The 21,605-nt window shown below is 73.2% G+C and carries 22 protein-coding genes; 12 read left to right on the top strand and 10 right to left on the bottom strand.

Translation table 11 applies throughout. The annotated features are described in order from the left end of the window. Nucleotides 1-76 precede the first annotated feature (76 nt). Nucleotides 77-1,237 (top strand): MFS transporter, encoded by a 1,161-nt coding sequence (locus ACU436_RS27410; protein ID WP_459029839.1) that lies wholly within the window; start codon nucleotides 77-79, stop codon nucleotides 1,235-1,237. On the opposite strand, the gene dapF is transcribed toward ACU436_RS27410, so the two are convergent. Next, on the bottom strand, nucleotides 1,228-2,052 hold the full coding sequence (dapF, locus tag ACU436_RS27415) for a diaminopimelate epimerase (protein WP_459029840.1): 825 nt from the start codon (nucleotides 2,050-2,052) through the stop codon (nucleotides 1,228-1,230). The two genes, ACU436_RS27410 and dapF, sit on opposite strands and share 10 nt — an antisense overlap. Before the next feature lie 78 nt (nucleotides 2,053-2,130). Then, nucleotides 2,131-3,039 (bottom strand): tRNA (adenosine(37)-N6)-dimethylallyltransferase MiaA, encoded by a 909-nt coding sequence (miaA, locus tag ACU436_RS27420; RefSeq protein WP_459029841.1) that lies wholly within the window; start codon nucleotides 3,037-3,039, stop codon nucleotides 2,131-2,133. A 710-nt stretch (nucleotides 3,040-3,749) separates the two neighbouring features. On the opposite strand from miaA, the gene ACU436_RS27425 reads away from it, so the two are divergent. Next, the gene (locus tag ACU436_RS27425) at nucleotides 3,750-5,027 is read left to right on the top strand and encodes a DUF349 domain-containing protein (protein WP_459029997.1); all 1,278 of its coding nucleotides are present in this window, start codon (nucleotides 3,750-3,752) and stop codon (nucleotides 5,025-5,027) included. Nucleotides 5,028-5,119: 92 nt separating this feature from the next. Here ACU436_RS27425 and ACU436_RS27430 read toward each other — a convergent pair whose 3' ends face one another. Then, nucleotides 5,120-5,602, bottom strand: a complete 483-nt coding sequence (locus ACU436_RS27430) for an Rv2732c family membrane protein (RefSeq protein ID WP_459029842.1) — start codon at nucleotides 5,600-5,602, stop codon at nucleotides 5,120-5,122. Further along, nucleotides 5,599-7,071, bottom strand: a complete 1,473-nt coding sequence (gene miaB, locus ACU436_RS27435; protein WP_459029843.1) for a tRNA (N6-isopentenyl adenosine(37)-C2)-methylthiotransferase MiaB — start codon at nucleotides 7,069-7,071, stop codon at nucleotides 5,599-5,601. The genes ACU436_RS27430 and miaB overlap by 4 nt, the downstream gene beginning before the upstream one ends. Before the next feature lie 65 nt (nucleotides 7,072-7,136). On the opposite strand from miaB, the gene ACU436_RS27440 reads away from it, so the two are divergent. After that, nucleotides 7,137-8,111, top strand: coding sequence for a TAXI family TRAP transporter solute-binding subunit (locus ACU436_RS27440; protein ID WP_459029844.1), 975 nt, complete (start codon nucleotides 7,137-7,139; stop codon nucleotides 8,109-8,111). Here the strand turns inward: ACU436_RS27440 and ACU436_RS27445 are convergent, their stop codons facing one another. After that, on the bottom strand, nucleotides 8,112-8,810 hold the full coding sequence (locus ACU436_RS27445) for a TetR/AcrR family transcriptional regulator (RefSeq protein ID WP_459029845.1): 699 nt from the start codon (nucleotides 8,808-8,810) through the stop codon (nucleotides 8,112-8,114). A gap of 84 nt (nucleotides 8,811-8,894) precedes the next feature. Between ACU436_RS27445 and ACU436_RS27450 the strand changes: the two genes are divergently transcribed. Beyond that, entirely contained in the window at nucleotides 8,895-9,809 is a 915-nt protein-coding gene (locus ACU436_RS27450; protein WP_459029846.1) for a hypothetical protein, read from the top strand. Here the strand turns inward: ACU436_RS27450 and ACU436_RS27455 are convergent. After that, nucleotides 9,787-11,229, bottom strand: a complete 1,443-nt coding sequence (locus ACU436_RS27455) for a sensor histidine kinase (RefSeq protein WP_459029847.1) — start codon at nucleotides 11,227-11,229, stop codon at nucleotides 9,787-9,789. The two genes, ACU436_RS27450 and ACU436_RS27455, sit on opposite strands and share 23 nt — an antisense overlap. Before the next feature lie 8 nt (nucleotides 11,230-11,237). Beyond that, nucleotides 11,238-11,924, bottom strand: a complete 687-nt coding sequence (locus ACU436_RS27460; protein WP_459029848.1) for a response regulator transcription factor — start codon at nucleotides 11,922-11,924, stop codon at nucleotides 11,238-11,240. Between the two features lie 136 nt (nucleotides 11,925-12,060). Here ACU436_RS27460 and ACU436_RS27465 point away from each other — a divergent pair, with 136 nt between their 5' ends. The 4 genes from ACU436_RS27465 (at nucleotide 12,061) to ACU436_RS27480 (ending at nucleotide 15,351) form a co-directional block, all read left to right on the top strand. Beyond that, nucleotides 12,061-12,789 (top strand): amino acid ABC transporter ATP-binding protein, encoded by a 729-nt coding sequence (locus tag ACU436_RS27465; protein WP_459029998.1) that lies wholly within the window; start codon nucleotides 12,061-12,063, stop codon nucleotides 12,787-12,789. Nucleotides 12,790-12,812: 23 nt separating this feature from the next. Next, nucleotides 12,813-13,703 (top strand): glutamate ABC transporter substrate-binding protein, encoded by an 891-nt coding sequence (locus ACU436_RS27470; RefSeq protein WP_459029849.1) that lies wholly within the window; start codon nucleotides 12,813-12,815, stop codon nucleotides 13,701-13,703. A gap of 101 nt (nucleotides 13,704-13,804) precedes the next feature. Next, the gene (locus tag ACU436_RS27475; protein ID WP_459029850.1) at nucleotides 13,805-14,455 is read left to right on the top strand and encodes an amino acid ABC transporter permease; all 651 of its coding nucleotides are present in this window, start codon (nucleotides 13,805-13,807) and stop codon (nucleotides 14,453-14,455) included. Continuing rightward, complete coding sequence (locus tag ACU436_RS27480; RefSeq protein WP_459029851.1) at nucleotides 14,452-15,351, top strand: amino acid ABC transporter permease; 900 nt, start codon at nucleotides 14,452-14,454, stop codon at nucleotides 15,349-15,351. The genes ACU436_RS27475 and ACU436_RS27480 overlap by 4 nt, the downstream gene beginning before the upstream one ends. A 13-nt stretch (nucleotides 15,352-15,364) precedes the next feature. On the opposite strand, the gene ACU436_RS27485 is transcribed toward ACU436_RS27480, so the two are convergent. After that, a complete protein-coding gene (locus ACU436_RS27485; RefSeq protein ID WP_459029852.1) occupies nucleotides 15,365-17,341 on the bottom strand; it encodes a S9 family peptidase in 1,977 nt (658 codons plus the stop codon). Nucleotides 17,342-17,403: 62 nt separating this feature from the next. On the opposite strand from ACU436_RS27485, the gene ACU436_RS27490 reads away from it, so the two are divergent. Then, nucleotides 17,404-17,637 carry a hypothetical protein gene (locus ACU436_RS27490; RefSeq protein ID WP_459029853.1) on the top strand — a complete coding sequence of 78 codons (234 nt, stop codon included), beginning with the start codon at nucleotides 17,404-17,406 and terminating at the stop codon, nucleotides 17,635-17,637. On the opposite strand, the gene ACU436_RS27495 is transcribed toward ACU436_RS27490, so the two are convergent. Continuing rightward, nucleotides 17,626-18,366 (bottom strand): FadR/GntR family transcriptional regulator, encoded by a 741-nt coding sequence (locus ACU436_RS27495; RefSeq protein WP_459029854.1) that lies wholly within the window; start codon nucleotides 18,364-18,366, stop codon nucleotides 17,626-17,628. The genes ACU436_RS27490 and ACU436_RS27495 overlap by 12 nt on opposite strands. A gap of 48 nt (nucleotides 18,367-18,414) precedes the next feature. Here ACU436_RS27495 and ACU436_RS27500 point away from each other — a divergent pair, with 48 nt between their 5' ends. Genes ACU436_RS27500 through ACU436_RS27510 form a run of 3 tightly spaced genes read left to right on the top strand, consistent with a single transcriptional unit; the run spans nucleotide 18,415 to nucleotide 21,169 of the window. After that, nucleotides 18,415-19,812, top strand: a complete 1,398-nt coding sequence (locus tag ACU436_RS27500) for a sulfatase family protein (protein WP_459029855.1) — start codon at nucleotides 18,415-18,417, stop codon at nucleotides 19,810-19,812. Between the two features lie 17 nt (nucleotides 19,813-19,829). After that, a complete protein-coding gene (locus ACU436_RS27505; RefSeq protein WP_459029856.1) occupies nucleotides 19,830-20,024 on the top strand; it encodes a hypothetical protein in 195 nt (64 codons plus the stop codon). Beyond that, a complete protein-coding gene (locus ACU436_RS27510; protein WP_459029857.1) occupies nucleotides 20,015-21,169 on the top strand; it encodes an MFS transporter in 1,155 nt (384 codons plus the stop codon). Before ACU436_RS27505 ends, ACU436_RS27510 begins: the two co-directional genes overlap by 10 nt. 24 nt (nucleotides 21,170-21,193) lie before the next feature. Here ACU436_RS27510 and ACU436_RS27515 read toward each other — a convergent pair whose 3' ends face one another. Beyond that, a complete protein-coding gene (locus ACU436_RS27515) occupies nucleotides 21,194-21,562 on the bottom strand; it encodes a hypothetical protein (RefSeq protein WP_459029858.1) in 369 nt (122 codons plus the stop codon). Nucleotides 21,563-21,605: the final 43 nt, after the last annotated feature.

A 21,605-nucleotide genomic window follows, 5' to 3' on the forward strand; every position in this document is an offset into this window, starting at 1 on the left:
TCGGGGGATGACGCTGTGGCGGCACCGCGACTTCCTGCTGCTCTGAGCAGGCGAGTCGGTCAGCCAGGTCGGCACGATGGTCAGCCACCTCGCGCTGCCGCTGCTCGCGGCCACTGCGCTCGGCGCGTCGCCCTGGGAGATGGGGCTGCTGGTGGCCGCGGAGCGCGGCGCATTCCTGCTGGTGGGGCTGCCCGTCGGGGTGCTGCTGGACCGCGTGCGGCGGCGGCCGGTGATGGTCGCCGCCGACCTGGTGCGGTTCGCGCTGTTCGCGAGCATCCCGCTGGCGTGGGTGCTCGGAGTGCTGACGTTCGCGCAGCTCATCGTCGTCGCGCTGCTCGCCGGCGTCGCCACCGTGTTCTTCGACGTCGGCTACCAGTCCGTACTGCCGGCAGTCATCGGGCGCGCCGAGCTCGTCGACGGCAACGCGAAGCTGGAGTCGACGCGCTCCGCGGCCGAAGCGGCCGGGCCCGCGCTGGGCGGCGGGCTCGTGCAGCTGGTCGGCGCGGCGGCCGCGGTGCTGCTCGACGCGGTCACCTACCTCGTCTCCGCCGCGTTCCTCCTGCGGATGCGCACCCCGGAGGCGGTCCCCGCCCGCGACCCGGCCCGCTCGATGCGCGCCGACATGGCCCAGGGACTGCGCTACGTCCTCGGCCACCCGCTGCTGCGCCCGATCACGCTGTGCACCGGTACCGCCAACCTGTTCGGCGGGGTGCTCGCCGCCGTGTCGGTGCTGTTCCTCGCCCGCGAGCTGGGCCAGCCGCCGGCCGTGATCGGGCTGGTGCTCGCCGCCGGCAGTGCGGCCGGGCTGCTCGGCGCGGTCACCGCGAGCCGGTGGATCCGAAGGCTCGGGCAGGGGCGCACCGTCGTCACCTCACTGCTGGTGACCGGACCGATCGCGCTCGTACTCCCGCTGACGGCGCCCGGCGCGGGGCTCGCGTGGTTCGCGCTCGGCACCGGGGCCATCGCGTACGGCGGGGTGGTCTACAACGTCGCGCAGGTGAGCTTCCGCCAGGCCGTCACCCCGGACCACCTGTTGGGCCGGATGAACGCGAGCATCCGGTTCCTCGTCTGGGGCACGATCCCCCTCGGCGGCCTGCTCGGCGGCGCGCTCGGCGAGCTGCTCGGGTTGCGGGCGACACTGCTGGTCACGGCCGTGGGCATGGTGCTCTCCCCGGTGTGGGTACTCGCCTCACCGCTACGGCACCTGCGCGACCTCCCGGCGGCCGTTCAGGCCTGAGCCCACCACGTCGGCGTCAGCTCGCCGTGGGCCACGAGCACGGCGGGACCGTGCAGGACCGTGGTGCCCGCCCCCACGGTGACGCGCAGCCGGCCGCCGGGCACCTGCACGCCGACCGTGCCGGTGTCCCGCCCGGCGTGCCGCAGCACCGCGACGACGGCGGCCACCGTGCCGGTGCCGCACGAGCGGGTCTCCCCCACCCCGCGCTCGTGCACCCGCATGGCGACCTCGTCGCCCTCCAGGGGGCTGACGAACTCGACGTTCACCCCGTGCGGGAACAGGGCGGGGTCGTGGCCGGGTGGGCGGGCGAGGTCGAGGCCCTGCAACGGCACGTCGGTGACGCAGGCGAGGTGCGGGTTGCCGACGTCGACGGCCACGCCGGCGAACGCCTGGCCGTCCACGCTGGCCGTGCCCTCCCGGCCGACCGCGGCCGGGCCCATGTCGACGGAGATCTCCTCGCCGGCCACGCGCACGGTGCGCACCCCGGCGCGCGTGCCCAGCCGCAGCTCGTCGCCCGGGAACCAGCCGAGGTGCTCGAGGTAGCGGGCGTAGACGCGGACGCCGTTGCCGCACATCTCGGCGATGCTGCCGTCGGCGTTGCGGTAGTCCATGAACCACTCGACGCCGGGCTCGGGCGCCGGCCCGGCACCGAGCGCGGCCCAGCGCACGACGCGCAGGACACCGTCGGCCCCGAGGCCGCGGCGGCGGTCGCACAGCGCGGCGACCCGGGCGGGCGTCAGGTCGAGCTCGCCGTCGGGGTCCGGGAGCAGCACGAAGTCGTTCTCCGTGCCGTGCCCCTTGCTGAATCGCACCACGTCACGAGCCTACGTGGCGCCCCAGGAGGGTCCTGAACAACTCCGGCCGTAGCGAGCGGCGTCCAGGTGGTGTCATGTTCAGGGCGCTCCTAGGCACCGCAGAGCGGTGTCGATCGGATCGGGGCCGGCGCCGTCCAGCCAGTGGATGCGCCGGTCGCGCCGGAACCAGGAGCGCTGGCGGCGGACGAACCGGCGCGTGGCCACCACCGTGTCGGCGGCCGCCGCGGCGAGATCACCCGCTCCGTCCAGCGCGGCCACCACCTGCTGGTAGCCGAGCGCCCGCGACGCCGTGCGGCCCTCGCGCAGCCCGCGGGTGAGCAGCCCGCGCGTCTCGTCGACGAGGCCCCCGGCGAACATGCGGGCCACCCGGCGGGCCACGCGCTGGTCGAGATCGGCGGTCGGGCGGTCGATCCCGAGCAGCACGGCGTCGTAGCGGGGCGTCCCCGCCGTGGGCAGCCGGGCCGGGAACGGCTTCCCGGTCAGCGCGACCACCTCGAGGGCCCGCACGATCCGGCGGCCGTTCGACGGCAGCACCGCCTCGGCCGCGGCCGGGTCGACCGCGGCGAGGCGGGTGTGCAGCGCCGCGGGCCCGCGCTCGGCCAGCTCGGACTCCAGTTCGGCACGCAGCGCGGGGTCGGTGCCGGGGAACTCCAGGTCGTCGACGACCGCCTGCACGTACAGCCCGGAACCGCCCACCAGCACCGGTGTGCGGCCCACCGCGAGCAGCCGTTCGACGACGGCGCGCGCCTCCCGCTGGTAGGCGGCCACGGCGGCCGTGTCGGTGACGTCGAGGACGTCCAGCAGGTGGTGCGGCACGCCGGCCCGCTCGAACGGTGTGAGCTTGGCCGTTCCGACGTTCATCCCGCGGTAGAGCTGCATCGCGTCGGCGTTGACCACCTCGCCGTCCAGGGCGCGGGCCAGCGCCACCCCGAGGTCGGACTTGCCGGTCGCGGTGGGGCCGACGACGGCGATCAGCCGGTTGAGCACGGAGCGCAGCGTAAGCGGCACATCTCGGCGTCTCTCGGGCGACACCGACGGGCAATCCGGGGTTCAGCGCCCGTCCGGGCTGTTCCGGTCGGCCCGCAGAGCTGTTTGAATCGCGATCGGCCACCGGTTTCGCGGAACCGGCCACGGCCGATGTGCACGGCCCCGTCCCCGGACGGGGCGCCCGCCGCCCGCGGCGGGCCGGAGCGAGGAGGACGACCGTGTCGGAGCATCAGGGGAGCGGAACGCCGGAGCCGGTGGAGGACCGGACGCCGGATCAGCAGCAGGTCGCACACCCGGCGGCCCGCGGTGCGGGAGCCGGGGCCGAACCCGGCGCCGACGTGGAGGCCGCGGCCACCGCGCCCGCCTTCGCCGCGGACGGCCCGGTTCACCCGGTCGAGCAGGTCCGTCAGGCCCGTCAGGTCCGTCCGAACCCGGAGGGCACCGCCCCGGTCACGGAGCCGGCTCCGGGGCCGCTGCCCGGCGGCCCGCCGCTCGAGGCCACCACGACCGACGCGGCAGCCGAACCCGCGGCGGCTCCCCCGGTCCCTGCTCCCCCGGCCCAGGCTCCCCCGGCACCGGCCCCGGCGCCCCCGGCCTCACAGCCCCGACCGGCCCCGCCGCCCGGCCCGCGCCCGGTCCCGGGACCGCCGGCTGCGCGGCCCGCGCCGCCCCGCCCGGCACCGCCCCCTCGCCCGGCGCCACCGCCCGCGGTGAGTCCCGAAGCCGTGCCGCCGGCCGCCGAGCCGGTGGTGCACGCCACCGTCGCCCAGGCGAGCCCGGACCCCGGCCGCTGGGGCCGCGTGGACGCCGAGGGCACCATCTACGTCCGCACCGCCGACGGTGAGCGGGTCGTCGGGTCGTGGCAGGCGGGCGCACCCGAGGAGGGGCTCGCCCATTTCGCCCGCCGGTTCGACGACATGCTCACCGAGGTCGAGCTGCTCGCCAGCAGGCTCGCGACGGGCGGCGGCGACGCGAAGCACACGTTGAGCAGCGCGAAGAGCCTGCGGGACGGGCTGGACGAGGCCACCGTCGTCGGCGACGTCGTCGGCCTGCACACCCGCCTCGACGCGCTGGTGGCCGACGCCGAGACCGCCGTCGGTGCCGCCCGCTCGGCCCGCGACGCGCAGCGCAGCGCGGCCGTCGCGCGCAAGGAGGCCCTCGCGGCCGAGGCGGAGACGCTCGCCGTCGACGCCACGCAGTGGAAGCAGGCGGGTGACCGGTTCAAGTCGATCCTCGACGAGTGGCGCACCGTCCGCGGCATCGACCGCAAGACCGACGAGCTGCTGTGGAAGCGGTTCTCGAAGGCGCGCGAGTCGTTCAACCGCCGTCGCGGCTCCCACTTCGCCGATCTCGACCGCCAGCGCGGGGCGGCCAAGGCCCGCAAGGAGGAGTTGGCCCTCGAGGCCGAGAAGATCGCCGACTCCGACGACTGGGGGCCCACGGCCGCCCGGTTCCGCGACCTGATGGCCGAGTGGAAGGCGTCCGGGCGGGCGCAGAAGGACGCCGACGACGCGCTGTGGCAGCGCTTCCGCACCGCTCAGGACGCGTTCTTCGCGCGCCGGTCCGACACGTTCGCCGAGCGCGACGCCGAGTTCGCCGCCAACGCCGACGCCAAGAAGGCGCTGCTCGTGGAGGCCGAGAAGATCGACAGCTCGGACCCGGCGGCCGCGCGGGCGGCGCTGCGCACGATCCAGGAGCGCTGGGAGGAGATCGGCAAGGTTCCCCGCGACGACATCCGGCCGCTCGAGGCCCGGCTGCGGGTCGTCGAGGAGAGGGTCCGGGAGGCGGCCGACCGGCAGTGGCGCCGCACCGACCCGGAGGCCGAGGCGCGCGTGGCGCAGTTCCGCGAGCGGGTGGCCCAGTTCGAGGCCCAGGCCGAGAAGGCCCGCGCGGCGGGCGACACGCGCCGGGCCGAGCAGGCCACGAGCCAGGCCGAGCAGTGGCGCGAGTGGCTGGCGACGGCGGAGCAGGCGGTCCAGCAGCGCTGACCCCCCGCTCACACACCAACTTCGGTGCTGGCACACCAACTGCAGTTGGTGTGCCAGCGCGCATGTTGGTGTGTGAGCGGCCCAGGGCCCGCTCAGCGGCGGGTGGCGATCCGCACCCAGGTGGCCGCGAGCACCAGCACGGCGAGCACCGCCACCACCAGGCCGAGTCCGGGGCCGGTGGCGCCACCGGGCACCGCGACCTGCCGCGACCAGATCGCCCACACCCCCGTCACCACGGAGAACCCGCAGCCGACGGCGGCGAGCCAGGCCAGGCCGAACCAGCGCGTGGCGAGGGCGAGCGCGGAGCAGACCAGGCCGAACACGAGTGACGTCCCGGCGAACAGCGGCGGGAGCAGGCCGAGCGCGGCGAGGCCTGCGAGCACCTCCCAGCCCTGCACCGAGCCGGTCCACGGCAGCATCAGCGACCCGATCAGCACGAGCATCGCCACGGCGACCACGAGCGCCGACGGGCCGGGGTCGATGCGGTGTTCGGCGCGCCGCTCGGCGCGGCGCAGTTCGGCGTCGAGCGCGGCGAGCTCCTCGGGCACCTTGCGTTCGTCTCCTTCGTCGCTCACGCGTGCGCTCCGCAGGCGGGCGTGGCCGCCGCGGGCTGGGCAGGGGGCGCACCGAAGCCCGGCAGGCCGAGACCGGTGGCGGCGCCACCGGGGCGGGTGCCGGACTCGTGGACGTCGCCCGCCCGCGTGCGCCGGTGGGTGCGAACCGGGCCGTCGGCCACCAGGTGGTGCGGCGCGCCGTACCCGACCGCCACCTCCACCACGTCGCCGGGCCGGATGGGCAGGTCTCCCGGGGCGAAGTGCACGAGCCGCCCGTCGCGGGCCCGGCCGCTCATCCGGCGGGTGGCGCCGTCCTTGCGCCCCTCCCCCGTGGAGACCAGCACCTCGACGACCCGGCCCTCCAGGGCGCGGTTCTGCTGCCAGGAGATCTCCTCCTGCAGCGCGACGAGCCGCTCGTAGCGCTCCTGGACGACGGCCTTGGGGAGCTGGTCGGGCAGCGCCGCGGCCGGGGTGCCGGGGCGCGGCGAGTACTGGAACGTGAACGCCTGCGCGAACCGGGCCTTCTCGACCACGTCGAGGGTGGCCCGGAAGTCCTCCTCCGTCTCGCCGGGGAAGCCGACGATGATGTCGGTGGAGATCGCGGCGTCGGGCAGGGCGGCCCGCACCTCGTCGAGGATCGCGAGGTACCGCGACGAGCGGTAGGAGCGGCGCATCCGGCGCAGCACGTCGTCGGAGCCGGACTGCAGCGGCATGTGCAGCTGCGGGCAGACGTTCGGCGTCTCGGCCATCGCGGCGATCACGTCGGAGGTGAAGTCCCGCGGGTGGGGCGAGGTGAACCGCACGCGTTCGAGCCCCTCGACGTCGCCGCAGGCCCGCAGCAGCTTCCCGAACGCGCCGCGGTCGCCGAACTCGACGCCGTAGGAGTTGACGTTCTGCCCGAGCAGCGTCACCTCCAGCACGCCGTCGGCGGCGAGGGCCTGCACCTCGGCGAGCACGTCGCCGGGCCTGCGGTCGCGCTCCTTGCCGCGCAGCGACGGGACGATGCAGAACGTGCAGGTGTTGTTGCAGCCCACCGAGATCGACACCCAGCCCGCGTAGGCCGACTCGCGGCGCGCGGGCAGCGTGGAGGGGAACACCTCGAGGGACTCGGCGATCTCCACCTGGGCGGCGTCGTTGTGCCGGGCCCGCTCCAGCAGCACCGGCAGCGCGTGCACGTTGTGGGTGCCGAACACGACGTCCACCCACGGTGCCTTCCGGACGATCGTGTCGCGGTCCTTCTGCGCGAGGCAGCCCCCGACGGCGATCTGCATGCCGGGCCGCCCGGCCTTGACCGGCCGCAGGTGGCCGAGGTTGCCGTAGAGGCGGTTGTCGGCGTTCTCCCGCACCGCGCAGGTGTTGAACACGACGACGTCCGCCTCGTCGGATGCCGACCGCTCGTAGCCCGCCGCCTCGAGCAGCCCGGCCATCCGCTCGGAGTCGTGCACGTTCATCTGACACCCGTAGGTGCGGATGGTGTAGCTGCGGGTCACGGGTTCGAGGGTAGGCCGTGACCGCCCGGTCGACCGCACCGGCTCGGCACGGCAGGATGCCGGCCATGCCGAGGAGCGCACCGGATCGCCGCACGGTCCTCCGGGGCCTGCTGTCCGGCGCCGCCGCGCTCGGCATGATCGGGGTGTCGGGCTGTTCCTCGCGGTTCGCGGGCGTCCGGCTCACCCTCGCGACCGGCGGCACCCAGGGCGTCTACTACAACCTCGGCAACTCGCTCGCCGACGCGTGGCGCGCGCAGCTCGATCTCGACGCCCGCCCGGCCGTCCTGGCCACGGCGGGGTCGGTGGACAACCTCGACCGGCTCGCCGCCCGCGCGGCCGACGTGGTGTTCAGCCAGGTCGACACGGCGGCCGACCGGCTCCCCCGCGTGCCCGCGGACGATCCGCGGTCGCTGCGGGCGCTCGCCCGCATCTACGACGACGTGGTCCACGTCGTGGTGCCCGCGTCGTCGCCGGCCAGGCAGCTCGCCGATCTGCGTGGCGCCCGCGTGTCCGTCGGCGCACCGGACTCGGGCGTGCAGGTGATCGCCGAACGGCTGCTCGCCGTGGCCGGGCTCTCCCCGGCCACGGACTTCCAGGCGATGCGGCTCGGCATCAACGATTCGGTCGCCGCCGTGGAGGAGGGCGAGATCGACGCGTTCTTCTGGTCCGGCGGCCTGCCCACGCGCGGCGTCACCACGCTCGCGCAGACGCTGCCGATCCGCCTGCTGAACCTCGAGGACCTGATCGTCCCGGTGCGGGCCACGTACCCGGAGTACGCCGCGGGCACCGTGCCCGCCCAGACCTACGGCATTCCCGGACCGATCACCACGCTCCTCGTGCGCAACTTCCTGATCGTCCGGGCGGAGATGCCGGACGACGTGGCGAACGCGCTGGTGACGGGCCTCTTCGCGGCCCAGGAGCAGCTGGCTGCCGTGAGCCCGGCGGCGCTCACGATCGACCTGCGGGCCGCGATCGGGACGCAGCCGGTGCCGCTGCACCCCGGCGCGGAGCGCTTCTTCCGCGGCGAGAAGGACCCGTGATCAGCAACTGGCGCGCAACGCCGCCAGCTCCGCGGCCGAACGGCTGATCATTCCGCGGAACAGGTCCTCACCGTGGTCGTTCATCGGGGCCAGGTGGCCGACCAGCTCGAGCATCACGAGCCCGTGCATCTGGGCGCGCAGCTCGTAGAACAGGGCCAGCGCACCGGGCGGCAACGGCACCTTGGTCGGGTCCGCCTCCGCGAGCCGCTCCGCGCCCGGCTGCAGGGGCACCCCGGCGAGCTGCTCGGCGGTCCAGCCGTCGAACACGACGTCGAGGAACGGCTCGGCCAGGCTGACCGCCGCGCCGATCACCTGCTCGCGCGGTGGCGGCTCGTACCCGGGCACCGGGGTGCCGTAGAGCAGCAGGAACGCCGGGCGGTTCGCGAGGGCCCAGCGCCGGTAGGCGTTGGAGGCCGCGAACAACCGTTCCGGCTGTGGCCGGCCGCGGGTGGCCTCGGTGGCATCGGCGACGGCGGCGGCCAGCTCCCGGTGGCCGTCGATCACCAGCGCGGTGAGCAGCTCGTCGCGGCTGTCGAAGTAGTGGTACAGCGACTGCACCGTCATCCCGACCGCCCGCGCGACGCCCCGCAGCGACAGGCCGCCGGGGCCGCCCTCGGCCAGCTGCTCGAGCGCGGCCGCCTTGATCTCCTGCACGGTCTCGGCCCGCCGCCGCTCCCGCACCGAACCTTCAACTGACACCGACAGTTCTCCTTGACACTGTTAGGTAGGCGCCGCAATACTGGCGCCGCTCGCAAAGACTAACACTGTCAGTCAGGAGTGGTGATGCGGACGGTTCTCGCGGACGCCCGGCGCGGGCATCCCGGCCTCTACGGCCTGACGATCACGATGGCGGCTCTCTCGGTCCTGACGGTGGTCCTCGCTCTCGTCGACCAGCGCGTGCTGCTCGGTGCCCCGCTCTGGCTCAAACCCCTCAAGTTCTCCCTCTCGATCATGCTGTTCGCCGCCGCGCTGGCGTGGATGCTCTCCCGGCTGCCCGGGGGCGGCCTGCGCCGCACCGGTTGGTTGATCGTCGCCGGCTTCGGGCTCGAACAGCTGATCATCGTGGGTCAGGCCGCCCGCGGCGTGCGCAGCCACTTCAACGACGACACCGCCTTCGACGCGGTGCTGTTCGCGATCATGGGCGCGACGATCACCCTGCTCTACCTGGTGACGGTGGCCATCGCCCTGCGGTTCCTGCGCGAGCGGACCGGCGACCGGGTCACGGCGTCGGCGGTGCGGCTCGGGTTGCTCGTCAGTCTGCTCGGCATGTCGGTGGGGTTCCTCATGACGGCGAACGGCGGCCACGCCGTGGGCGTGCCGGACGGCGGGCCCGGCCTGTTCCTCGTCGGCTGGAGCACCACCGGCGGCGACCTGCGCATCGGCCACTTCGCCGGCATGCACGCCCTGCAACTGCTGCCGCTCCTCGCCGCAGGCCTCGCGGCGTCGGAGCCGGGCCGGCTCGACGTGACCGCCCGCGTGCACATCGTCCGGATCGTCGCGGCCGCCTACGCCGGCCTCGTCCTGCTGATCACCTGGCAGGCGCTGCGCGGGCAGCCGCTGCTCGCACCCGACGCCCTCACGCTCGCCGTCCTCGGCGTCCTGCTGCTGGGCACCGCCGCGGCGCTCGCGGGCGTCCTGCGCGCGGCACTCCCCCGGCGGTTGCAGCAAGGTGGCTTTACTGCGGCTCCGTTGCAGTAAAGCCACCTTGCTGCAACTCGGGGTCCTCGCCACCCTCCTCCTCGGCGGGCCGGGGGAACCTCGCCACCACCTGCAGGCCACCACCCGAAGGCAGCTCGAGCACCAGCTCGCCGCCCGAGACCTCCAGCGTGCGGGCGGCGATCGCGAGCCCGAGACCCGAACCCTCGGTGTTGCTCTGGCCCGGGCTGCGCCAGAACCGCCCGGTGGCGCGTTCGAGCTCCTCGGGGGCCATCCCGGGCCCGGCGTCACGCACCGCGATCTCCACCCGCCCGTCGACGGAGGCCGTGCGCACGGTGACCGCGCTGCCCGGCGGGGCGAACTTGACCGCGTTGTCCAGCACGGCGTCCAGCACGGTCTCGATCGCACCCTCCGGCGCCACCACCTGCAGGCCGGCCGGGCCGCCGCGCACCAGCTCCAGGTCCATGTGCTCGGCGAGCGGACGCCACGCGTCGAGGCGGTCCTCCACGCCGGCGTCGACGTCCGCGACGACGGGTGGGGTGGTGCGCTCGGCCCTCGCGAGCGCCAGCAGCCCGTCGAGCAGCATGGACAGCCGCTCGGCCTCCTCCAGCGCGGCCGCGTGGTCCTCGGCCGCGACGGAGTCGACGTGCCCGTCGAGGTTGGACAGGCGCAGCCGCAGCGCCGTGAGCGGGTTGCGCAGCTGGTGGCTCGCATCGGCGACGAACGCGCGCTGGGCGCCGTAGGCCTGCGCCACGGTCTCGGTCATCCGGTCGAACGAGACCGACAGCTGCCGCAGCTCCGGGGGCCCCGACCCGTCGGCCACCGGTTCCGGGTCGGCCCCGGCCAGCACGGCGGCGGCGACGCGGCCGGTGCCCTCGTCGAGGCGCCGGACCGGGCGCAGGATCCAACGGACGATCGGCAGCGCGACGACGACGCCGAGCGCCAGCGCGGCCAGGCCGGCCGCGACGACCAGCGACCACACCCGCAGCTCCTCGGCGCGCAGCGTGTCGGTCGGCGAGATCGTGACGGCCACGCCGCGCACCTCGGTGTCCACCAGCACCGGCTCGGCGAGCACCAGCGGGCGCTCGTCCCACGGCAGGAGCAGCGGGTAGACCTCGGAGCGGCGGTTGGCGAGCGCGAGCTCCACCCGCTCCTGCGCGTTCGCGTCGAGGGTCGGCGGGGGCTGCCGCGAGGTCGCCAGCAACGCACCGTCCTCGTCGAGCACGAGGACCGCGACGCCGTAGACCTCCTCGTAACGCTCGAGCTCGACCGCGAGTCCCGTGGTGTCGGCCTGCCTGATCGGCCGCTCGGCGACGGAGGCGTAGAAGATCGTGTCGGTGAGGCGGTCGGTGAACATCGCGAGCTGGCGGGCCTGCGCGTAGGACAGCGCCAGCGGCACGCCGAGCCCGGCGGCGAGCAGCCCCACCAGGAACAGCACGATCACCAGCAGGCGGGCGGCCATGACCGGGCCTACTCCGGGGCCGGGCCGGCGGCCGGGCCGCCGAGCCGGTACCCCACGCCGCGGACGGTCTGCACGTACTCCGGGTTGCCGAGCTTGGTGCGCAACGTGGCCACGTGCACGTCGAGCGTGCGGTTGGCGCCGGCCCACGACCGGCCCCACACCTCGGCGACGATGCGGCTGCGGGTGCACACCGCGCCGCCCGTGGTGGCGAGCAGGGCGAGCACCTGGAACTCCTTGCGGGTCAGGTTGACCGCCCGGCCGCCGACGGTGACCTCGTGCGTGTGCAGGTCGACCCGCACGGCACCGACCTCGACCACGTCCTCCGGGCCGGCCGGGGTCGCGAGCCTGCGACGCCGGTACACCGCGTGCACGCGGGCGACGAGCTCACCGATGTCGTAGGGCTTCACGAGGTAGTCGTCGGCACCGGAGTGCAGGCCCAGGATGCGGTCGTCCACCTCGCCCCGGGCCGACACGACGATCACCGGCACGTCGCTCCGCTCCCGGATCGCCCGGCACACGTCGACCCCGTCGACGTCGGGCAGTCCGAGGTCGAGCAGCACCACGTCGACGTCGGCCAGGTGGTCCGGCGCGGCCCGCCCCGTGGCCAGCCGGGTCGTCGTCATCCCGTGGCGGTGCAGGGCGGGACGCAACGCGGCCGCCACCCGGTCGTCGTCCTCGACCAGCAGGATGTGCACGTTCTCCATCCTCCCCGAGCCCAAGAGCGTTATCGGAGCGCAACCCTATGGCTTGCTCAAGGTGCTGGACTGGACACATCACCGCGCCCTAGCGTCCCGCCATGCCCGGAGGCACTGCATCGTGACCGACACTCCCATGATCCGGATGGCGTCCGTCGACAAGCACTTCGGCGAGCTGCACGTCCTGCGCGACATCGACCTGGAGGTCGCGGCCGGCCAGGTCGTCGTGGTGCTCGGCCCGTCCGGGTCCGGCAAGTCCACGCTCTGCCGCACGATCAACCGACTCGAGCCGATCGACAGCGGCACGATCGAGGTCGACGGGAAGGCGCTGCCCGCGGAGGGCAAGGCCCTCGCCGGGCTGCGCGCCGACGTCGGCATGGTGTTCCAGAGCTTCAACCTGTTCGCGCACAAGACGATCCTCGAGAACGTCACGCTCGGCCCGCTCAAGGTGCGCAGGATGGCGAAGGGTGAGGCCGAGAAGGCCGGCCTGGCGCTGCTCGAACGCGTCGGCATCGCCAACCAGAAGGACAAGTACCCGGCCCAGCTGTCCGGTGGGCAGCAGCAGCGCGCCGCGATCGCCCGCGCCCTCGCCATGAAGCCCAAGGTCATGCTGTTCGACGAGCCCACGTCGGCCCTGGACCCCGAGATGGTCCAGGAGGTCCTCGACGTGATGATCACCCTGGCGAAGGAGGGCATGACGATGCTCGTGATCACTCACGAGATGGGCTTCGCCCGGCGTGCGGCCAACCGCGTCGTGTTCATGGCCGACGGCGAGATCGTCGAGGACGCCGTGCCGGACGAGTTCTTCACCAAACCCCGATCGGATCGCGCCAAGGACTTCCTTGGCAAGATCCTCACCCACTGATCTCACCGACTCCGGGAGTGTTCATGCGACTACGCCAGCTCACCGTCACCGCGGTCGCCGCGGTGGCGGCCCTCACCATGACGGCTTGTGGCGGTGGTGGCGAGAGCTCCGACACCGCCGGCGGGGGCACGGACGCGGCCCCGGCGTTCCAAGAGGGCACGACGATGGCGACCCTCGCCTCGCAGGGCTCCATCACCATCGGCACCAAGTTCGACCAGCCCGGGTTCGGCCTGCAGGGCCTCGACGGCAAGCCGGCCGGCTTCGACGTCGAGATCGCCAAGATCATCGCGTCGAAGCTCGGCATCTCCGAGGACAGCATCGAGTGGGTGGAGACGCCGTCGGCCACCCGCGAGGAGGTCATCGAGCAGGACCGGGTCGACATGGTGGTGGCCACCTACACCATCAACGACGCCCGCAAGGAGCGGGTCAGCTTCGCCGGGCCGTACTACGAGGCCGGGCAGGCGCTGATGGTGCGCAGCGACGACACGACCGTGACCGGGCCCGACTCGCTGCGCGCAGCGGGCACGCGGGTCTGCTCGGTGTCCGGGTCGACGCCGTCCCAGGAGATCCTGAAGTACGTCGACCAGAGCCAGCTGACCCTGTTCGACGTCTACTCCAAGTGCGCCGACGCGCTGCGCACCAACCAGGTCGACGCCGTCACCACCGACAACGTCATCCTGCTCGGCTTCGTCGCCGACTCCGAGGGCGCGTTCAAGCTGGCCGGTGACACGTTCACGAAGGAGCCGTACGGCATCGGCATCAAGAAGGGTGACGTCGCGTTCTGCGAGTTCGTCAACCAGACGCTGCAGGAGGCCCAGACGGGCGGCGACTACGCCAAGGCCTGGGAGTCGACCGCGGGCCAGATCGCCGAGGTGACCACGCCCAGCCTGCCGCAGCTCAGCACCTGCGCCTGATCGAGGCGTGACCGTCGGGGTGCCGACCGGGCCGAGGTCCCGGGTCGGCATCCCGGCCTCGTTCGACCTGCTGCCGTCAATCGGAGAGGGGTGGCGCCGCGGTGGACGTGCTCGTGGAGAACGCCGGGCTCTACTGGCGGGGAGTGCTCACGACCCTGCAGATCTCGCTGTACTCCGGTATCGGAGCGCTCGTGCTCGGCACGATCATGGCCGGCTTCCGGGTCTCCCCCGTCCCGCCCCTGCGGGCCGTCGGCACCGGCTGGGTGACCGCGATCCGCAACACCCCGCTCTCGGTGGTGCTGTTCATGATCGCGTTCGGGCTCCCGGAGATCGCGATCAATGCCCCGTTCTTCTGGTTCGGGGTCGTCGGGCTCGCGCTCTACACCTCGGCGTTCGTGTGTGAGGCGCTGCGCAGCGGCATCAACTCCGTTGGCGCGGGTCAGGCCGAGGCGGCCCGCTCGATCGGGTTGACGTTCGGCCAGACCCTGGGCGAGGTGGTGCTTCCCCAGGCGTTCCGCACGGTCGTCCCACCACTGGGGAACGTCTTCATCGCGATGATCAAAAACTCCGCGATCGTCGGTGCTGTCGGGGTGGGCGGGGACCTGTACTCCGTCGGCGTCCAGCTGACGGGCTCGCTGGGCGAGGCCGCCATTCCCGTGTTGACGGGGGTGGCACTCGGCTACCTCGTCCTGACGATCCCGGCCGGTCTGCTGCTCGGTTACCTGGAACGGAAGGTGGCCATCGCTCGATGAGCGCTTTGTACGACGTCCCCGGGCCCCGGGCCCGCAGGCGTACCCTGATCGGCACGGTCGTCGCCGCGCTCGTCCTGCTGGCCATCGCCGCCGTCGTCATCCAGCGCCTGGCCGCCCAGGGCCAGTTCACCGCCGAGAAGTGGGGCCCGCTGGTCGACCCGACCAACGAGGCGATGCCGCAGGTGTGGGCGCTGCTCATCGGGCTCGGCCTGCGCAACACGTTGGCCGCTGCGGCGCTCGCGGTCATCGCATCGCTGGTCCTCGGCACCCTGATCGCGGTCACCCGACTCGTGAGCGCGCCCTCGTACCGATGGCTCGTCGTGGGCGTGGTCGAGCTCCTGCGCGGCCTCCCGGTCGTCGTCCTGATCTTCTTCGCGGCACGTGCCCTGCCGGAGATCGGGGTGGAGCTCCCGGGCGCGAGCCGGGAGACCAACACCCTGTTCTACCTCGTCATCGGCCTGACGTTGTACAACATGGTGATCATCGGTGAGATCATCCGCGCCGGTGTCAACTCACTCCCGCGCGGCCAGGCCGAGGCGGCATCCGCGATCGGTCTCACCCGCTCGCAGGGCCTGCGCCTCATCCTGCTGCCCCAGGCGTTCCGCACGATGCTCCCCGCCCTGATCAGCCAGCTCGTGGTGATCCTCAAGGACACCGCCCTCGGGTTCATCATCAGCTACCCCGAGCTGCTGCGCGAGTCCCAGATCATCGTTCAGACGACGCGGAACCCGCTCCAGATGTACTTCGTGGTCGCCCTGATCTTCATCGTCATCAACTACTCGCTCGGCAAGCTCGCCGAGTACATGGAGCGCCGGCTCTCACGTGCCCGGAAGACACCTGCCGAGCCGGCGGCCGCCGTTCCCGTCGCTGCAGGTCAGGTGGGCGCGGGAGGCTGACCCTCCAGGCGGGTCAGCGGCCGAGGTTCTCCACCGCGACGGGCTCGATGCCTTCGTCGGCGGGAAGCTCGAACCCCAGCACCTGGGCGTAGAACGAGAGCTCCGAGTCGAGGGCCCGGCGGATGTTCTCCGCCCGGCGGAACCCGTGCTGCTCGCCCTCGAACAGCAGGTACGCCACCGGCGTGCCGCGGGCGCGCAGCTCGTCGACGATCATCTCGCTCTGGTTCGGCGGCACGACCTCGTCCTCCGCGCCCTGCAGCACGATCAGGGGCCGCGTGAAGCGCTCGACGTGGTGGATCGGCGAGCGCTCCACGTAGACGTCGCGGGCCTTCGGGTACGGGCCGACCAGGCGGTCGAGGTAGCGGCTCTCGAACTTGTGGGTCTCGGCGGCGAGGGCCTCCAGGTCGGCGACGCCGAAGTGGTCGGCGCCCGCGGCGAACGGGGTGTCCTCCCGGGCGAGGGCCGCGAGCGTGGTGAACCCGCCCGCCGAGCCACCCCGGATGCACAGCCGCTCGCCGTCGGCGCGCTGCTGCGCGGCGAGCCGCCGGGCGGCCGCGAGGCAGTCGGCCACGTCGATGACGCCCCACTCCCCCAGCAGTTCCTCCCGGTAGGCGCGGCCGTACCCGGTGGAGCCGCCGTAGTTCACGTCGACGACGGCGAACCCGCGGCTGGTCCAGTACTGCACGCTGGTGCTCAGCACCGGCGTGGCGGCCCCGGTTGGCCCGCCGTGGATCTGCACCAGCAGCGGCGGGAGCTCGTTCTCCGGGCCGCACGAGCCGGCCGACGCCGGCGCGTAGAACTGCGCGTGCGCCCGCCGGCGCTCGCCGGAGCCGTCCACCGAGTCGAACGTGATGTGCTCGGGCACCGAGATCTGCGCCGGCTCCAGGCCGAGGTCCCGCGGCGGCCGCAGGGTCTCGACCGCGCAGGTGGTGACGTCGACCCGGTGCACGCCGAGCTCGGCGGTGGGGCTGCCCGCCACCACGACCACCGCCTCCGGGCCGGCCGCGCGCACGGCCGCGATCGCCGAGAACGGCAGCTCCAGGTCGACGAGGGTGCCGTCGACCTGGCGGACCGCGAGCCCGTCCCGGCCATCGCGCCACCGCGCGAACACGACGCGGCCGTCGCCGAGCCGGACGTAGCGGGCCGAGCCGAACACCCAGGCCGGCTCGCCGATCTCGGCGTCGAGGCGCACGACGGGGACGATGTCGGCGCCCGGGATGAACCGGTACAGGTTCCACCAGTCCGTGCGGTCGGACAGGAAGAGCAGCGACCCGTCCGCCTCGAAGCGGGGCTCCAGGACCGACTCCCCCCGCCCGCCGGCCACCACCGTCTCCTCGCCGGACTCCAGGTCGCGCACGACGAGCTGCGTGTCGTCCCACGGCATCGACGGGTGGTCCCACTGCAGCCACGCCAGCGTGGTGCCGTCGGGGCTCAGCCGGGGCGCGGCCACGAAGTCCGGGCCGCTCACGAGCACCTCCGGCTCCGACATGGTGTGCTCCGACCCGGCGTGCGCGGCCAGCCGGACCACCTCGTTGCGCACGTCCGCGGCGGACGGCCCGGTGTGGCGCTCCCGCACGCAGACGATCGTGGCGCCGTCCGGGGCGACGTCACCGTCGGCGTAGCGGTCCGCCCGCGGCGCCGCGGGCTCCGGCGTGATCGGCTCCGGCTCGCCGCCGGGGGCCAGCCGGTACAGCCGCTGGTCGGCCCAGTCGGCGAACCAGACGACGCCGTCGCGCACCCACCACGCCGCGCCGCCGTACTCGTGCACCGCAGTGCGCGCGTTCCGCCCGTCCGGCAGCAGGTCGGCGGTGGCGCCGTCGGGGGCCCGACGCACCAGCTGCGTGCGACCCCCCTCGGCCGGCCTGCCCTCGGCCCACACCACGTCGGCGCCGTCGACGCGCACCTCCCCCAACCGCACCGCCGCCGCCGTGACCAGCTCGGACGTGATGGGGGTGGGCCACGACCCGTAGGGCCGCTCGGAGATCGTCACGCCGTCACGTTAGTCGCCGGCGTAGCGTGGGCGGCAAGGGAATCCGAGCGAGAGGAACCGCCGTGACCGAGCCGGACCCCGCACCACCCGCACCACCCGCACCCGACTACGACGAGCACGGCGTGCCGAGCCTGGACTACGTCCGCGACAAGATCGAGGGCCGCTACGCCACCTCGCTGGGGGCCACCGAGCTCGCGGAGGGCACCGCAGCCGGCCGGAGCCTGGAGGAGCAGGAGGCCGAGCGCGCGGACGCGGCGAAGGCGAAGCTGGAGGAGCTGCGGCGCTCACTCGGTTGAGGCCGGCGGAAGCACCGGTGCCGAATCGCGACCGCCGTAGACCACGCGGTGGGCGGCCACCGCGGCGAGGTCTGGGTCCCGGGCGCTGACGGCGTCGAGCACCGCGCGGTGCAGCGGGAGTACGGCCTTCGACGCGCCCGGCTTGGCCGACAGCGCGATGAAGCTCTCGCGCAGCGACACCTCGATCGCCTGCTCAAGTGATCCGAACAGGTCGTTGCCGCTCGCCCGGAGCAGTGCCCGGTGGAAGGCGAGGTCGGCGGCGTTGAAGCGGTCGACGTCCGCGTCGGCGACCGCGGCCTCCATCGCGCCGTACGCCTCGCGGAGCTCGGCCAGCTCGTCGTCGCCTGCGCGAGCGGCGGCCTGCCGCGCCGCCTCGGGCTCGACCGCGTGCCGCAACTCGGTCAGGTTCCGCAGGAGCCGGTTCTGATCCGTCTGCTGCTGCCACCGCAGGACGTCGCGGTCGAGGAAGTTCCAGTCCTCCCGCGCCCGGACGCGGGTGCCGGTCCGCGGCCGGACCTCGAGCAGGCCCTTGGCGACGAGGACCCGGACCGCCTCGCGCAGCGCACCGCGGCTCACGCCGAGCTCCTGTGCCAGATCCGCCTCGACCGGCAGGGCGGTTCCCGGCCGCACCTCACCGGACAGGATGCGCAGCCCGAGGTGGTCCACGACGTGCGCGTGGGTCGTGTGCGGGCGCGCTCCGCGCGAGAGGGGGTCGTGCACGTCGACCATTAGACCAATCCTTGAATCATCGTATGATTCGATGTTAGCGTGCCGGCCGTGCAGATCAACCGACCGAACCTGGTCGTCTTCGTCAGCGACGACCAGGGCTACGGCGACCTCTCGTGCATGGGGTCCACCGATGTGCGGACACCCCGGCTGGACGCACTGGCCGCGTCGGGGGCACGCCTGACCAGCTGGTACTCGAACTCCCCTGTCTGCTCGCCGTCGCGTGCGAGCCTGCTCACCGGCAGGTACCCGGGCAACGCCGGCGTCCGCAGCATCCTCTCCGGCTTCCGCACCACACCGGGTCTGCGGACCGAGGTGCCCACCCTCGCGAGTGCGCTGCGCGCCGAGGGCTACCGCACCGGCTGGAGCGGTAAGTGGCACCTCGGCGGGGCGCCCGGCTGCCGGCCGCAGGACCACGGGTTCGACGACACGTTCGGGTTCCACGCCGGGTCGGTGGACTACTACTCGCACATCTACTACGGCGGGGACAAGCGAGAGACGATCGTGCAGGGCGAGCGTCGGCGCGGCACGCCAACCCACGACCTGTGGCAGGCCGGCGAGGAGGTCTACCGCGACGGCCGGTACCTGACCGAGCTCATCGCCGAGAACGCGGTGGACTTCGTGCGGAAGAGCGCGCACGACGACCGCCCGTTCTTCCTCTACGTCCCGTTCAACGCCCCGCACTACCCGATGCACGCGCCGCAGCACTACAAGGACCGCTTCCCCGATCTTCCCTGGCAGCGGCAGATCATGGCGGCGATGATCAGCGCGATGGACGACGGCGTCGGGCTCGTCCTCGACGAGCTCGACCGCCAGGGGCAGCGCGAGAACACGATGTGCCTGTTCATGACCGACAACGGCCCCTCCCGCGAGGTGCGCAACTGGCTCGACGGCAGCCATGAGCCGTACTACGGGGGCTCGGCCGGTGCGCTGAAGGGGCACAAGTTCAGCCTCTTCGAAGGCGGGATCCGGGTGCCCGGGATCGTCTCGTGGCCCGAGCAGATCCCGCCCGGCCAGGTCATCGACCGGCCCGCCGCCGCCATGGACATCTTCCCCACGTTCCTCACGGCGGCCGACGTCCCGCTGGACGGCTACGACGTCGACGGCCGCGACATCATGGGGATGCTCGCCCGCGGTGAACGCTCGCCCCACGACGCGATCATGTGGGAGCAGGGCGACCAGACCGCGATCCGCTCCGCGAACTGGAAGCTCGTGCTGAACGGCCGGCTCGTCGAGCACGAAGGCCCCCAGGACGCGGTCTTCCTCTCCGACCTCGACTCCGACGTCGGAGAGCGCACCAACCTCGCGGGCCGACACCCCGACCTCGTCGCGGAGCTCCGGGCCCGCGCCGAGGAGTGGCGTGCGGGGATCGAGGACCGGTGGACCACGCACTGGCTCCCTCGAATTCCGGACCACGAGTACCACGTGCAGCCCGCATTCCTGGAATGACGAGGAGCCGAACCACCATGAGCAGTGACGTCAGCGGCGACACCACGACTCGCCCGGGAATCCGTTCCGCACTCCGGCGCAACATCCGGTGGCGCCTTCCGATCGTCCTCCTCGTCGGCGCGATGGTCGCCTGGGTCGACCGATCCAACCTCGGCGTCGCGGCTCCGTTCCTGCAGGACGAACTGGACATTTCGCCCTCGCGATGGGCCTGATCCTGGGCTCCTACGCGTTCGTCCTGATCTTCATGCACCCGGTCTCGGGCTGGCTCGTCGACAAGCTCGGGAGCCCGCGCCTGCTGTACTTCGGATCGGCGGTCGCGTGGTGCATCTTCACCTCGGCCACGGCCCTCGTGCGCGGCGCGGCGTCGCTGTTCGCGGTGCGGATCGCGATGGCGGTCGGGGAGGCACCCCAGGCCTCGTGCGCCCTCAAGGCCACCTCGCACTGGTTCCCCCGGCGGGAACGCGCGCTGGCCATCGGGACCTACGAGGTCGGGTCCGAGTTCGGTGCGGCGATCTCGATCCCCGTCGTCACCGCGCTCATCGCCGGCTTCGGCTGGCGCGGGTCGTTCGTCGCCACCGGTCTCGCCGGGCTGCTGTTCGCGTTCTTCTGGCTGTGGTTCTACCGCAGCCCGCGGCAGCACCCGAAGGTGAGCACGGAGGAGCTGCGGCACATCGAGGACGGCGGGGCGCACGGCGTCACCGGATCCGGTCCGGGGCACGAGGGCGGGCAGGAGGCGGTCCGCTGGCTCGACCTCTTCCGCTACCGGACGGTGTGGGGCCTGCTCGTGGTGATGTTCTGCCGGACGTCCACGATCTTCTTCTTCATCACGTGGTACCCGTCCTACCTCGTCGAGGAGCGCGGGTTCACCCTGCTGGAACTCGGCATCTTCGGCGCCGTACCGGGCCTGGTGGCCATCGTCGGCGACCTGCTCGGCGGCTGGCTCTCCGACCACCTGATCCGCCGCGGTGTCGACCCCACGATCGCGCGGAAGGTCCCCATCGCCGGCGGGCTGCTCGCGGGAACGACGATCGCCGCGGCGGCGTTGACGGCCAGCCCCGTGCTCGCCATGGTCCTGCTGAGCGTCTCCTCGGCCGGGGTCGCCTTCTGCACCGGCGCGCTCTACTCACTCCCGCTGGAGATCTCGCCCACGCCCGCGAACGCGATCTCGCTCTCCGGCCTGATGCGCGCGGGCGGCCTCATCGGCGGCGCGACCGTGCCCGCCGTCATCGGGTTCATCTACGAGGCCAGCGGCTCGTTCGTCGCCCCGCTCGTCCTCATGGGCGGCGTCCTGGTGATCGGGGTCGTCGCGCTCGTGTTCCTGGTCGGGCGGGTCGAGCCGCTGCCGATCAGGAGCTGAGTCGGGCTCGGGTCGCCGCGCCTCTCACTCCGCCGAGGCCGATGGGCCTCCGCCGTTCCTCCGCCGCAGGAGGTCGATGATGATCTCCTGGCCGCGTACGAGGTTGGCCTGTCCGTGTTCGAGGCCGGCCTGCCCTCTCTTCAGATCCGCGACATCGCCCTTCAGGCCCGCGACGTCGCCCTTCAGCCCGGCGATCGCGGCGTGGTCCTCGACCTGCGTCTCGCGCAGGGCCTGCATCAACCGCGTCTGCGCGTCCATCCGCGTGGTGAGCGCGGCCACGTCGCGGTCCGCGCCTCCGGCCAGCACGCGGGCCGACGCAGCGTCCTGGCGAACGGACCGCATCTGCCCTTCGAGGGCGGTGACACGCCCTTCGAGCTCCTCCATCGACCCCATGCGAGCAGAGTAGCGAGCACGGGTGGGCCGCCGGGCGTGCTCG

The sequence above is a fragment of the Pseudonocardia wallangbongensis genome, assembly GCF_054486945.1.